This window comes from Campylobacterota bacterium (genome assembly GCA_040752835.1).
Lineage (GTDB): Bacteria > Campylobacterota > Campylobacteria > Campylobacterales > Sulfurimonadaceae > Sulfuricurvum.
On record JBFMGG010000004.1, the window covers coordinates 38710 to 50966 of the forward strand.

Below are 12257 nucleotides of genomic sequence, written 5' to 3' on the forward strand. Positions count from 1 at the left end.
GATTACGCTTCCTCTGCGACTTCTTCGCTTGCCGCAGCTTCTTCGGCCGCAGCTTCAACCGCTACTTCTTCTTCGGCAACGGCTTCATCGCTTCCGCCGTTAGCCAGTGCTTTACCTTCGAGAACCGCTTCGGCCATTTCTTTACAGAAAAGCTGTATAGAACGGATCGCGTCGTCGTTACCCGGGATGGGGATGTCGATGACGTCGGGATCACAGTTGGTATCCAGAGGAGCAACTACTTTGATTCCGAGGTTGCGCGCTTCCTGAACCGCGATGTGTTCTTTTACCGCATCGATAACGAACATCATGTCGGGAAGCGTTTTCATGTGGCGGATACCGCCGAGGTACGCGATCAGTTTTTGTTTCTGGCGTTCCATCATCAGCGCTTCTTTTTTGGTCAGAAGGTTAACCTGCCCGCTGCTTTGCATCTCTTCGATGATGTCGAGTTTGCGGATCGATTTCTGGATTGTCGGGAAGTTGGTGAGCATTCCGCCCAACCAGCGGTTGTCAACGTATGGCATGCCGCATTTTTCAGCCGCTTCGCGGATCGCTACGCGCGCTTGTTTTTTCGTACCGACGAACAGAACGGTTTTCCCTTCCGCCGCAGCGTCAACGACTTGCTGATACGCATTGCGGAAATAACGCAATGTTTTTTGGAGGTCGATGATGTAAATGTTTTTGCGGACGCCGAAAATGTATTTTTTCATTTTCGGGTTCCAGCGACGTGTTTGGTGACCGAAGTGGACACCACATTCGAGAAGGTCTTTCATTGTGACCATGTGTGACTCCTGAGGAGAGATATTTAGTTTGTTCTTCGTTTTCTTGGGCGACCGCGGACAGGGCCGATGAACCATCGGTTGCACGAGAACGGCGGTGCGCTTGCGATTTTTTTCTCGAGGCCGTCGTGAAACGGGAGAGAAAATCGTGCGGATTATACTGAAATAGAGCTTAATTTAATCTGTGTTTAATGATGTGCGCAACGTCACGTTTTTATCACACAAATTTCAACTTATTCAAATTACTTTTATATAATTTTTGTTAATATCGCCACACTACCTGACGCGCGGATGATCAGATAAGGAGAAATGATGACTCAACGGATAATGGTTTCGGTAGCCGCCGCGGCATTCCTGACAACCGGAGCGACCGCCAACGACGCTTTACTGGAGCGGTTCGAAAAAATGGAAAGAGAGATGGCGGCGCTCAAAGCCGAGCTCAATGCGCTCAAAAACGAAAACGCCAAACTCTCTTCGCGGCTTTCAACCCCTGATGCCGACGCTCCCAAAACAACGGTCGCCTCATCGTCCAAACTCGATGAAACGCTCGAAGAGATGCAAGACCAGATCGACGATCTGAACAAAAAAACCAATAACGATAATCTCAAATGGGGGGTCGATTTCCGCACCAGCGTCGATAATCTCCGCTATGAAATGGCCGACGGAACCACCCGCAAAAACGATGCCCTTTTCAGCAACCGCCTATGGCTGAACATGAGTTACGCCGCCAACGAAAACATCAGCTTCACCGGTCAGCTCGCCTACAACAAAATTTTCGGCGAACGCTCCATGGCCTCCTCTTCGGCGCCGTTCGAAGGATTTGACTGGGTCAGCAACGAATCGGCCTATAATGACGAGCTCCGCGTCCGCTCGGCCTATTTCCTCTACACCGACGACGAATTTTTCGGCGCCGATGTCCCCTGGACGTTCAGTATCGGTCGGCGCCCCTCTACCGAAGGGCACCTGATCAACCTGCGCGACGATGTCGACGCTTCCTCGCCCCTGGCCCATGCGATCAATGTCGAATTTGACGGGATGAGCGCCAAATTCGGCACCGAAGAGATCGTCGGGCTCGAGGGATCGTATTTCAAACTGTGCGCCGGACGGGGAATGAGCAATGCCGAACCCCGTTTTGCCGCGGCTCCCTACAGCGGTGAAGACGCACTTACGAGTAACAACGACATGGTCGGCATCATCGTCGTCCCCTACGACGACAAACAATACAGTACCGGCTTTCAGTATACCTACGCGGTCAACCTTATCGACACCACCACGCCCAGCTCTACAACGATGGAAGCGGTAGGGGGGCTCCACACCGCCACTGCGTTTGCAATGGTGAACGGCATCGGAGACGGGATCAGCGACTTCCTCGATGATACGACGGTATTCATCAGCGGTGCAATGTCGCGGACCGACCCCGATGCGGGTAAACAGGGGATGCTCGGTTCGACCGACGCCAAAACCGGTTACAGCTACTGGATCGGTACACAGTTTCCCTCTCTCATCAGCGAGGAGGGACGCTGGGGGATCGAATTCAATCACGGTTCGAACTACTGGCGTCCCATAACGTACGGTGAAGATACTATGATCGGATCTAAAATCGCCGCACGGGGTGACGCGTACGAAGTCTACTTTACCGAACCCCTCGTCGACGACATCCTTTCGTTCCAGCTCCGTTACACCTACATCGACTACGACTATACCGGAAGCAACGGTTTCTTCGGAAGTTCAAGCGGAACCCCCACCGCGATCGGCGACGTTTCCAGCGGCACCAGTGCCGTCGACAAAGCGCAAGACATCCGCGCCTATCTCCGTTACCGTTTTTAAGAGAAGATTTTTATATACCGCCGGGATTTGATTCCGGCGGCCGCACTTTTCCATCACCCGTTTTGCAGCGTGGCCAGTTCCTCTTTGACTTTGGCAACATGATCTTTCACTTTCACGTTTGTCCATACCGCACGTACCGTCCCTTTAGGATCGATGATGTACGTCGAACGGACGATTCCCATATATTCTTTCCCGTAATTCTTTTTCAGCGCCCACACACCGTAATCTTGCATCATCTGCGTCGTCGGATCACTGAGCAGCGTGATGCCGAGGTTTTGTTTGGCAATGAAATTGCGGTGGGATTTGGTGCTGTCGGCACTTACCCCTAGAATGATCGCCCCGAGGTCGTCGTATTCGTCCATCGCGGCACTGAATTCACACGCTTCGGTCGTACATCCGGGCGTCGAATCTTTGGGATAAAAGTAAAGCACAATCCATTTACCCCGCAGATCGCGTGAACATATCTCTACATCATCCTGGTTACTCAAACAAAAATCGGGAGCCGCAGTTCCTACTTCCAACATGTAATTTCCTTCTTATAAAATAACAATCGATTTGATTTCGGTAAACTCTTCGATCGCAAAACGGGGGCCTTCACGCCCAACGCCGCTGAGTTTCACCCCGCCGTAGGGCTGTATGTCGAAACGCAGCGTCGGCATATCGTTGATGACGACTCCCCCCGCCTCGCACTCGTCGATCATTTTCTTGACGTGGGAAAGGTTGTTGGTGAAGACCGAAAACTGCAATCCGTAGGGGGAATTGTTCATCCGCATCACCGCATCGTCGATCCCTTCGACTTTCACCAGACTGACGATCGGGGCGAATACCTCCTCGCACACGATCTTCATCGATTCGGTCACATCGGCCATGACGCAGGGGTAAAAAATCCGCCCTTCCCGCCGCGGCGGCGTCAATGCCCGAGCCCCTTCGGCAATCGCGCTTTCTACCCAATTCATCGCTCTCATTGCCGCTTCGTCATTGATCAGCGGCCCCAGAAACGTCCCTTCGTCATAGGGGGAACCGACAACAAGCGCGGCGGTAGCCTCGGCCATCTTCGCGGCAAATGCGTCGTATACCGATGCATCGACGTAAATGCGCTGCAGCGAGATGCAGACCTGCCCGGAATTGACGAAAGCGCCGATGGCGCAACGTTGCGCGGCATATTCGAGGTCGGCGTCCGCATCGATGTAAGTTGCGGCGTTCCCTCCCAGTTCCAGACTCACTTTTTTGATTCCGGCATTTTTGGTGATGATGTTCCCAACCCCGACCGATCCGGTAAAGCTGACGACGCGCGGAATGTCGCTGGAGACGAGCGTGCCGCCCACTTCGGCATCGCCGTAAACGACGCTAAGGGCATCGGGAACGGCGTAAGGGCTTTCAATGAAAAGCTCGGCCAGCTTGTAGGCGCACAACGGCGCCTCTGGGGTCGGCTTCAAGACGACCGCATTACCCGACACCAATGCCGGGGCAAGCTTGTGCGCGACGAGGTTAAGGGGGAAATTGAACGGGGTGATCGCCACGATGACCCCCGCACTTTCGCGTCGCCAGTACGCGTGGGCGCTTCTTCCGCTCTCCATCGCGTCGGTATTGATCGTCTCACCGTGCATGGTCCGCATCGTTTCGGCCGACAAGGTGATCGTTTCGATGCATCGGTCGACTTCAATCCGGGCATACGTTATCGGCTTGCCGACTTCGTCGCACAACACCCGCGCAAACTCTTCACGGCGCTCGCGAAGTCTCGCCGCGACGTCGTTGAGCCACGCGCACCGGCGATGCAACGGAGTTTTTCTGGCCGTTTTGGCCGCTTTTTCGGCAATCGTGAGGGCCCGCAGAGCATCCTCGGCACCGCATACCCCCCATCGGGAGACGACCTTTCCGTCATACGGACTTTTCCGTTCGGCGTATCGGGCCGGTTGGGTCCGCGTCGATCCCATCCATACATGTGCATCCATAGCGCATTCCTGTTGTCGAAATTGATTCTGATGAATGTTTCAATTATACAAACCCCCACCTAAAATGAGGGAGAAGAAACCGTTTTAAGGAATCTCTTGATGAAAACCTCTTAGAATGTGTCCCAAAAATACGCAGGGGATTTTATGCTGGAACTCAAGATTACTGACGGTGTTTTAGGGGTACGCCCGCCGGTGACCAAACCGCATCCGGGCTTTTATTTCCAGGTTGGGGAAGAACGGTTTCGTAAACTGGTCGACGACCACTACGAGATGATACGCAACAGCGACATTTCGTTTTTGTTCCCGATTCATGACGAAGAGGATTTCGCCGCAGCCAAAAAACACGCCGCCGACTTTTTGATCCAGATCTGCGGCGGTCCCGATTATTTTGCCCAGACGCGGGGGGAACCGCGGATGGTGGGCCGTCACGCACCGTTTAGAATCGACGAGGCCGCACGCCGCCGATGGCTCGAATTTTACGCGAAGCTCCTCCCCGAACTCGAAAACGAGGGGGTCAGCCCCGAATACATCGAGTCGTTCTGGAATTACCTCGATGTCTTCTCGATCTGGATGATTAACACTCCGAACCATTGAGAAGCCGAAAGCGGGGGTTTTCCCCGCACTCTTTCTTATCGTCCGCCGCATCCCGTTCTTTTCTTCTTAATAAACCTTAAACCCCATCTTGGTTAAAATCTTCCAATTTTTTTCTACCGGAGACCTTTCTCATGAACGAAGCCAAATACATTTGGATGAACGGCAAAATGCTCCCCTGGAGCGAGGCAAAAATTCACGTCCTCTCGCATACCCTCCACTACGGTAACGGAGCCATCGAGGGTACCAAAGCGTACAAAACGCCCAAGGGATACGCGATCTTTCGCCTGAACGACCATACCAAACGCCTGATTGAATCGGCGAAAATGACCCTCATCAACGTCCCGTACACCATCGAAGAGCTCAATGCGGCCCAGATCGAACTTCTCAAGGCCAACGGCTTTACGGGGGAAAACGTCTACCTCCGCCCGATCGTCTACCTCGGATACGGCGTCATGGGCGTTTATCACAAAGAAGCCCCCGTCGAAGTAGCGGTTGCGGCGTGGGAATGGGGCGCATACCTCGGTGAAGAAGGGATGAAACGGGGTATCCGCCTGAAAATCTCTTCGTTCAGCCGCCCGAACAACAAATCGAACATGGGAAAAGCCAAAGCGGTCGGAAACTACCTCAACAGCCAGATGGCCAAATTCGAAGCGGTCGAAGCGGGCTACGACGAAGCGCTCCTGCTGGATGATGAAGGGTACGTTGCCGAAGCGAGCGGTGCGGCGTTCTTTATGATTAAAGACAGCGAGATCATCACTCCGCCCAACGACAACTCGCTCGCTTCGATCACCCAGAAAACGGTCATCGAACTGGCCGAATACCTCGGGTACAAAGTGACCCGCCGCCGCATCAGCCGCGAAGAGATCTACACCGCCGACGAAGCGTTCCTCACCGGGACCGCGGCGGAGCTCACCCCGGTGCGCGAAGTCGACGCACGGGTACTCGGCGCCGGCGGACGCGGACCCATTACCGAAAAACTTCAGAGCGGTTATTTCGACATCGTCTGCGGACGCAATGCCGATTTCGACCATTATTTGACGTACATTGACTAAATTTGGGTATAACTGCACCCATCCATTACAGATCAGAAGAGGACACTAGATGGCCAGCGACATGAACGACTACTTCAACAAGAAGAAAAACGAAAGCCAGCGGGGCGGAGGGTTTCAGACCCCAAAATCGCCGAAAATCGATTTCAATATGAACAGCCAGAAGGCGGGAATGCTCTGGCTGATCGGAGGATTCGTGCTGCTGCTGATCCTGGCCAAACCTTTCGTCATCATCAACGAAGGGGAGCGCGGCATCCTCTCGACCAACGGAAAATACGAAGCCCAGGCCCTTCTTCCGGGTCTGCACTTCATCATCCCCCTGATCCAGCAGGTCTACGTCGTCGACACCAAAGTCCGCATCATCAATTACGCGGATAAAATCGACCGTGCCTCGACCACCGGAGACGGGATTCTGGTCAAACCGGCCATTACCGTTCTGGACAAACGGGGGCTTCCCGTTTCAATCGAGCTGACGGTCCAGTACCGGCTCAATGCGCAGCTGGCCGCCCAGACGGTTTCGAACTGGGGCTTTAGCTGGGAAGACAAAATCATCGATCCGGTCGCCCGCGACATCGTCCGCAACGTGGTAGGGCAGTATGAAGCCGAAAACCTTCCCATCATGCGCAACACGATTGCGCAGAAGATCGAAAGCGGCATCCGCAGCAACGTCGGCCGCCAGAAAAACGGTCCCGCCGAGCTCGAATCGGTACAGCTGCGCGAAATCGTCCTTCCCCAAAAAGTCAAAGACCAGATCGAACGTGTCCAGGTCGCCAAACAGGAAGTCGAGCGGGCACAGCAGGAAGTCGAAAGAGCCAAACAAGAGGCGTTCAAAAAAGAGACTGAGGCACAGGGGGTCGCCAACGCCCTCACCATCGAAGCCCAGGCCCAGGCAAAAGCCAATCAGCTGATTGCCAATTCGATCACTCCGGGACTTCTCAAACTCGAGCAGATCAAGGTACAGGGAAAATTCAACGAGGCGCTCAAAGAGAACAAGGACGCGAAAATTTTTCTCACCCCCGGCGGCTCTACGCCCAACATCTGGGTTGACATGAAAAGCGACCATACCCAGAAGGTCTCTTCGAAATAACCGATCCCATCTCCCCTCTTCGGAGGGTTTGGCAGGGGTTCAGCCGTGGACTCTTCCCAAATACGAAAAAGGTTTCCGCATGAATCTCGATCATATCGACTGGCAAAAGTCCCCCCTCCTTCCCGTTATCGTCCAGGACTCGACGACCCTCGAAGTACTTATGATGGCTTACATGGACCGCGAAGCGCTCGAACTTTCCCTCTCGACGAGAACCGCCCACTACTACTCCCGCTCCAAACAGCGCCTGTGGAAAAAAGGGGAAAGCAGCGGCCATCTGCAGCACATCGAGCGTTTTTTGCTCGATTGCGACAATGACACCCTGCTCATCCAGGTGCGTCAGGAAGGGGTCGCCTGCCATACGGGGCGTAAATCGTGTTTCTTTACCGACATCGAAACGGGCAGCGTCATCTCCGAACCCCAGATTGACACCGCCGCAGCCTACGGAATCATCGACGAGCTCTACCACACGATTCTCAGCCGCAAAAATGCCGATCCATCAACCTCGTGGACGGCGAAGCTCCTCTCGAAAGGGGACAACGCGATCCTCAAAAAAGTGGTCGAGGAAGCGGGAGAATTCTCTTTTGCGATCAAAGACGGAAATGAGAGTGAAATTATTTACGAATGTGCCGATTTGGTCTATCACGTCCTGGTCGCGCTCGGACATAAAAATATCTCTCCCGACCGTATCAAACAAGAACTCGCACGCCGATTCGGGACAAGCGGGATCGCGGAGAAAAACTCAAGGCCTTCATGAAAACGTACATTCTCGATTTCATCGACCATCTTCTCGTTTACGACTATCTCCTCTTCGGAGCGGTCATACTCCTTTTCATCCTGATCCTCGGACTCGCCGTCTTTTTGCGCCATCACCTCGGGCTTGCCGTTTTTCTGGTGCTGGTGGCATTCGGGGTACTGACGGTCGGGAGCGCCGTGGGATACACGATGATGCACCGGTATCTCTTCAGTAACACCCTCGTCCTCTCGCAGGTCAAAGCACTCGAATTCACCGAAGCGCTGCTGGTCAAAGGGGAGATCCGCAACACCTCAAAACGGACGTTCGGCGAATGTACCGTAAGCGTCGGGGTACACAAAGTGAGCGGTAACCCTTATCTGGACCGGATCTATCCCAATATCCCTTTTCAAAAAGCCTCCCTGAAAGTGGAAGAGACGATCAAGCCCAATCAATCAGCCCCCTTTAAACTCTTTGTCGAACCTTTCCGATATACCAAAGAATACAATATCACGGCAAAGGCGGATTGCAAATGAGTCCCTTAACGAGCTGGCATTATCTACTAATCGTTATTTGCGGTGTGCTGTTTCTCGCGGGAACGGTGCTGGCATTGCGAAGCCGGTCAAAATTTTCCGTTTTTCTGACCGTCGTATTGGTCATCGGCTTCTTTGTGGCGATGCTTTGGCCCCTGATCAACGAAAGCGTTTACAAGGTACAGATTTCGAATCTGAGCGACGAGCGCTTTTACCAGTCCGAACAGATCCTTATCAAAGGGACGGTGCGCAACGTCGGAAACCATCCCGTCGGGCAGGTGAGCGCCGTCTTAAAGCTCTCAAACATCAAAGGCGGCACTCACGCCAAAGCCTCGCAGTTCAGCGAACCGAGCGCGTTCGAGCAGCTCTTTCAGGACGACGATCCCGAATTCAAACGCCAGAACGTCTTCTCGCGGCACGTCATTGCCGAGAGCCTCAACCCCGGTGCCTCCAAAACCTTCAGGCTCCTCGTCGATTATCCGAGCCATTTCGACAAAGCGTCGTTCGAAGTCGAAGCGCAGGTCGATTAGTATTTGAGCCCCCACGTTCGGAGTGCCGCATTCACGTTTTTGAGCTGGTCGTTTTTGTCCCGGCACCACATCGGGGCGACGAGGGTATCGTCATCGATCCCCGCACTGATCCGCTGGACGCTCACCTGTGCGGGTTTAAGCCGCAGCGCTTCGGAAAGCACTTCAAGATACAGCTCCTGCGAAATCGGCTCGAATTCCCCACGGGCATACTCGTTGGCCAAAGCGGTCCTCTTTACCACGTAGAGAGGATGGTATTTCACCGAATCGATCCCCAACGCATACGCTTCTTTGGCCGTTTCGAGCATCATCTCCTTCGTCTCCCCGGGCAGGCCGAAAATGAGATGCCCGCACACGTTGAGACCGTAGCTTTTGGCTTTTGTGATCGCTTCTTTGACATTGGCGCTGTCATGGCCCCGGTTAATCCGCTGCAGTGTCGCGTCGTAAATCGACTGGATTCCGAATTCGACCCAGATTTCGGTCCGTTTTGAAAGTTCGGCGAGATAGCGCATCGTTTCGTCGGTAATGCTGTCCGACCTTGTACCGATGCTCAACCCCACGACGTTCTCAAACGAAAGGGCCTTTTCGTAAAGCGCTCTAAGGGTTTCCAGAGGAGCGTAGGTATTCGTAAAACTCTGAAAATAGACGAGAAATTTTTCGGCACCGTTTTCTTCGCGGAGTTTTTTGGACAGGGTTTCGAACTGCCACTCCAGCTGACGAAGCTGCTGTTCCAAAAAAGGGTTTTCGGCGGAAGAGAGATTGAGAAAAAAGCCTTTCAGCGGGCGGGCGCGGTCAAGACTCGGACTGAACGAATCGTTCTCGCAGAAAGTACACCCCCCCTTGGCGACGGTTCCGTCGATGTTCGGACAGGTGAACCCCGAAATGGAAACGGGTACCTTGGAGACTTTGAAGCCGAATCGGCGGTGCAGATATTGCCCGAACGTAAAAATCTGCTCCCGCATCGGGCCTCTTAGATGATGTATTTGCCCGTGAAACAGGCGGTACAGTAATTCTCTTCCTTGCCGTTGACGCTATGCAGAAGGGCTTCGTTGCTCAGGTATCCGAGCGAATCGGCTTCGATAAAAGCGCAGATCTCCTCGATCGACATGTTCGCCGCGATCAGCTTCTCTTTGTCGGGAGTATCGACGCCGTAAAAACACGGATCGGTCGTCGGCGGGCTCGAAATCCGCATGTGGACTTCGCGCGCGCCGGCGGCTTTGAGCATCCGGACGATCTGGCGGCTCGTCGTGCCGCGGACGATCGAATCGTCGATAACGACAAGGCTTTTGCCCTTGATCAGGTGCTCGATCGGAGAGAGTTTCATTTTGACCTTCAGGTCTCGCATCTCCTGCGTCGGTTCGATAAACGTACGGCCGATGTAGTGGTTACGCATGATCGCCATCTCGAATGGGATACCGCTTTGCTGCGCGTAACCGATCGCGGCGGGAACACCGCCATCGGGAACGGGGACGATCATGTCAGCACCGATAGAAGGCTGCTCTTTGGCAAGTTCTTTCCCCATCGCTTTTCGCATTTCATAAACGTTTTGCTTGTAGACGTTCGAATCGGGACGTGCGAAATAGACGTATTCGAAGATACAGTGTTTCGGCGTCGCTTCGAAGACTTTGATCGACTGGGGGGCTTTCCCTTTTTCAAAAATCAGGAGCTCACCCGGTTCGACGTCACGGATATACTCCGCACCGATCAGGTCAAACGCACACGTCTCGGATGCGACGACGTACCCGTCGCCGACCCGCCCGAGACTCAAGGGGCGGAAACCGTGAGGATCGCGCATCGCAAACATTTTCGAGCGGCTGAGGAAGACCAGCGAATAGGCCCCTTCGATCTTTTTGACCGCATCGATGATCCGGTCGGTCAGATGGTGCTGATCGCTTTTGGCGATCAGGTGGATCAGGTTTTCGGTGTCCATGAAGGTCTGGAAAATCGCCCCTTTTTTGATCAGGGCGTCGCGCACCTCTTTGGCGTTGGTGAGGTTCCCGTTGTGAACGATCGACATCTCTCCGAGGTCGTAGCGGGCAAAGACAGGCTGTGCATCCAGGATCGAGTCGTCTCCGGCCGTAGAGTAGCGGGTATGGCCGATCGCCATGTGGCCCTTGAGCGTATTGAGTTTTTGGGTATCGAATACCTGCGTCACGAGGCCGCGGTCTTTGATCGTGTAGAGTTTTTCGCCGTCCCCGGTGCTGATACCGGCCGCTTCCTGGCCGCGGTGCTGGAGTGCATGAAGAGAGAAATAGGCCAGTTTAGAGGCTTCCGGATGGTCAAAAATACCGACGACGGCACATTTTTCGTTTAAGCTACGCACGCTGTTTCCTTATGCAAGTTCAAGACAGTCTTGGATCGAGTAAAGGCCGTTTGGTTTTCCGGCCAGCCATTTTGCCGCGCGAATCGCCCCCTTGGAGAAGGTGTTGCGGCTTGTCGCGGTATGGTGGAGTTCGACGAATTCCCCTTCATTGTAAAACCCGACCGTATGGCGTCCGACGATGTCTCCGCCGCGCAGCGCCATGACCGCGATCTCGTCTTTGGTCCGCTCGCCGATATTGCCGTTACGCCCGCTCACCCGCACCGCATCCAGATCGAGGTTCCGTGCGTCCGCCGCCGAATGGGCCAGCGTCAGCGCGGTACCGCTGGGAGCATCTTTCTTGTGGCGGTGGTGCTGTTCGACGATCTCGATGTCGAATCCCTCGAGGGTCTTGGCGGCGATGTGGACCAGTTTGTTCAGCAGCGCAACCCCCAGCGACATATTCGTCGCATAAAGGATCGGCATCGATTCGCTGGCCGTTTTGAGGAGATTCATTTGGTGGTTGTCCAGGCCGGTAGTCCCGATAACGAGAGGTCTGGGGTGTTTGATCGCCTGTTCAAGGAGAAGCTGCGTCGCTTCGGGAAGCGAAAAGTCGATGATGACGTCCGACCCTTTGAGAAGCGTCGCCATATCGTTGGTCACCAGGACCGACGGATCAATCGAAAAATTGAGTTCATTGCGGACGTATACCGCACCCAGTGAAATCTCTTTTTCGTGCCGCAAATCTTCGATCAGCAGCTTGCCGACACGCCCTCCCGCTCCGAAAACACCTGCTCTTACCATCTGTGTGATCCCTATTGTGCATTATTTCTAAGCGCATTTTACCGTTTTAGTGTTTAAAAAGGGCGTAAACGAAAACGCT

Annotated in this window: 13 protein-coding genes; 7 read left to right on the forward strand and 6 right to left on the reverse strand. The window is 54.0% G+C overall.

Going from position 1 to position 12257, the window contains the following annotated elements; all coding sequences use genetic code 11:
- Window positions 1-2: 2 nt before the first annotated feature.
- Window positions 3-779, reverse strand: coding sequence for a 30S ribosomal protein S2 (rpsB, locus tag AB1763_01970; GenBank protein ID MEW5831589.1), 777 nt, complete (start codon window positions 777-779; stop codon window positions 3-5).
- Window positions 780-1088: 309 nt separating this feature from the next.
- Between rpsB and AB1763_01975 the strand changes: the two genes are divergently transcribed.
- Window positions 1089-2603: a DUF3373 family protein gene (locus AB1763_01975; GenBank protein MEW5831590.1), complete on the forward strand. Its 1515-nt coding sequence runs from the start codon at window positions 1089-1091 to the stop codon at window positions 2601-2603.
- A gap of 53 nt (window positions 2604-2656) precedes the next feature.
- On the opposite strand, the gene bcp is transcribed toward AB1763_01975, so the two are convergent.
- Complete coding sequence (bcp, locus tag AB1763_01980) at window positions 2657-3127, reverse strand: thioredoxin-dependent thiol peroxidase (GenBank protein ID MEW5831591.1); 471 nt, start codon at window positions 3125-3127, stop codon at window positions 2657-2659.
- Between the two features lie 12 nt (window positions 3128-3139).
- On the reverse strand, window positions 3140-4555 hold the full coding sequence (locus AB1763_01985; protein ID MEW5831592.1) for an aldehyde dehydrogenase family protein: 1416 nt from the start codon (window positions 4553-4555) through the stop codon (window positions 3140-3142).
- Window positions 4556-4699: 144 nt separating this feature from the next.
- Here AB1763_01985 and AB1763_01990 point away from each other — a divergent pair, with 144 nt between their 5' ends.
- The 6 genes from AB1763_01990 (at window position 4700) to AB1763_02015 (ending at window position 9078) form a co-directional block, all read left to right on the forward strand.
- Complete coding sequence (locus AB1763_01990) at window positions 4700-5149, forward strand: globin (protein ID MEW5831593.1); 450 nt, start codon at window positions 4700-4702, stop codon at window positions 5147-5149.
- A gap of 131 nt (window positions 5150-5280) precedes the next feature.
- Window positions 5281-6201 carry a branched-chain amino acid transaminase gene (locus tag AB1763_01995; GenBank protein MEW5831594.1) on the forward strand — a complete coding sequence of 307 codons (921 nt, stop codon included), beginning with the start codon at window positions 5281-5283 and terminating at the stop codon, window positions 6199-6201.
- Between the two features lie 49 nt (window positions 6202-6250).
- Window positions 6251-7285: a prohibitin family protein gene (locus AB1763_02000; protein MEW5831595.1), complete on the forward strand. Its 1035-nt coding sequence runs from the start codon at window positions 6251-6253 to the stop codon at window positions 7283-7285.
- 79 nt (window positions 7286-7364) lie between these two features.
- Window positions 7365-8039, forward strand: coding sequence for a bifunctional phosphoribosyl-AMP cyclohydrolase/phosphoribosyl-ATP diphosphatase HisIE (gene hisIE, locus AB1763_02005; GenBank protein MEW5831596.1), 675 nt, complete (start codon window positions 7365-7367; stop codon window positions 8037-8039).
- Window positions 8036-8551 carry a DUF2393 family protein gene (locus AB1763_02010; protein MEW5831597.1) on the forward strand — a complete coding sequence of 172 codons (516 nt, stop codon included), beginning with the start codon at window positions 8036-8038 and terminating at the stop codon, window positions 8549-8551. The genes hisIE and AB1763_02010 overlap by 4 nt, the downstream gene beginning before the upstream one ends.
- The gene (locus tag AB1763_02015; GenBank protein ID MEW5831598.1) at window positions 8548-9078 is read left to right on the forward strand and encodes a DUF2393 family protein; all 531 of its coding nucleotides are present in this window, start codon (window positions 8548-8550) and stop codon (window positions 9076-9078) included. Before AB1763_02010 ends, AB1763_02015 begins: the two co-directional genes overlap by 4 nt.
- Here AB1763_02015 and AB1763_02020 read toward each other — a convergent pair.
- The 3 genes from AB1763_02020 to dapB are packed head-to-tail and all read right to left on the reverse strand — an operon-like array spanning window position 9075 to window position 12178.
- Entirely contained in the window at window positions 9075-10037 is a 963-nt protein-coding gene (locus AB1763_02020; GenBank protein MEW5831599.1) for a TIGR01212 family radical SAM protein, read from the reverse strand. The two genes, AB1763_02015 and AB1763_02020, sit on opposite strands and share 4 nt — an antisense overlap.
- An 8-nt stretch (window positions 10038-10045) precedes the next feature.
- Window positions 10046-11398: an amidophosphoribosyltransferase gene (gene purF, locus AB1763_02025; protein MEW5831600.1), complete on the reverse strand. Its 1353-nt coding sequence runs from the start codon at window positions 11396-11398 to the stop codon at window positions 10046-10048.
- Window positions 11399-11407: 9 nt separating this feature from the next.
- Complete coding sequence (dapB, locus tag AB1763_02030) at window positions 11408-12178, reverse strand: 4-hydroxy-tetrahydrodipicolinate reductase (protein ID MEW5831601.1); 771 nt, start codon at window positions 12176-12178, stop codon at window positions 11408-11410.
- Between the last annotated feature and the right edge of the window lie 79 nt (window positions 12179-12257).

Bases quoted from the DNA above. Each gene is read 5' to 3' on its own strand.
- rpsB (MEW5831589.1), bottom strand. From the start codon at position 779: ATGGTCACAATGAAAGACCTTCTCGAATGTGGTGTCCACTTCGGTCAC.
- AB1763_02020 (MEW5831599.1), bottom strand. From the start codon at position 10,037: ATGCGGGAGCAGATTTTTACGTTCGGGCAATATCTGCACCGCCGATTC.
- AB1763_02015 (MEW5831598.1), top strand. From the start codon at position 8,548: ATGAGTCCCTTAACGAGCTGGCATTATCTACTAATCGTTATTTGCGGT.
- hisIE (MEW5831596.1), top strand. From the start codon at position 7,365: ATGAATCTCGATCATATCGACTGGCAAAAGTCCCCCCTCCTTCCCGTT.
- AB1763_01990 (MEW5831593.1), top strand. From the start codon at position 4,700: ATGCTGGAACTCAAGATTACTGACGGTGTTTTAGGGGTACGCCCGCCG.
- dapB (MEW5831601.1), bottom strand. From the start codon at position 12,178: ATGGTAAGAGCAGGTGTTTTCGGAGCGGGAGGGCGTGTCGGCAAGCTG.
- AB1763_01995 (MEW5831594.1), top strand. From the start codon at position 5,281: ATGAACGAAGCCAAATACATTTGGATGAACGGCAAAATGCTCCCCTGG.
- bcp (MEW5831591.1), bottom strand. From the start codon at position 3,127: ATGTTGGAAGTAGGAACTGCGGCTCCCGATTTTTGTTTGAGTAACCAG.
- AB1763_02000 (MEW5831595.1), top strand. From the start codon at position 6,251: ATGGCCAGCGACATGAACGACTACTTCAACAAGAAGAAAAACGAAAGC.
- AB1763_02010 (MEW5831597.1), top strand. From the start codon at position 8,036: ATGAAAACGTACATTCTCGATTTCATCGACCATCTTCTCGTTTACGAC.
- AB1763_01975 (MEW5831590.1), top strand. From the start codon at position 1,089: ATGACTCAACGGATAATGGTTTCGGTAGCCGCCGCGGCATTCCTGACA.
- AB1763_01985 (MEW5831592.1), bottom strand. From the start codon at position 4,555: ATGGATGCACATGTATGGATGGGATCGACGCGGACCCAACCGGCCCGA.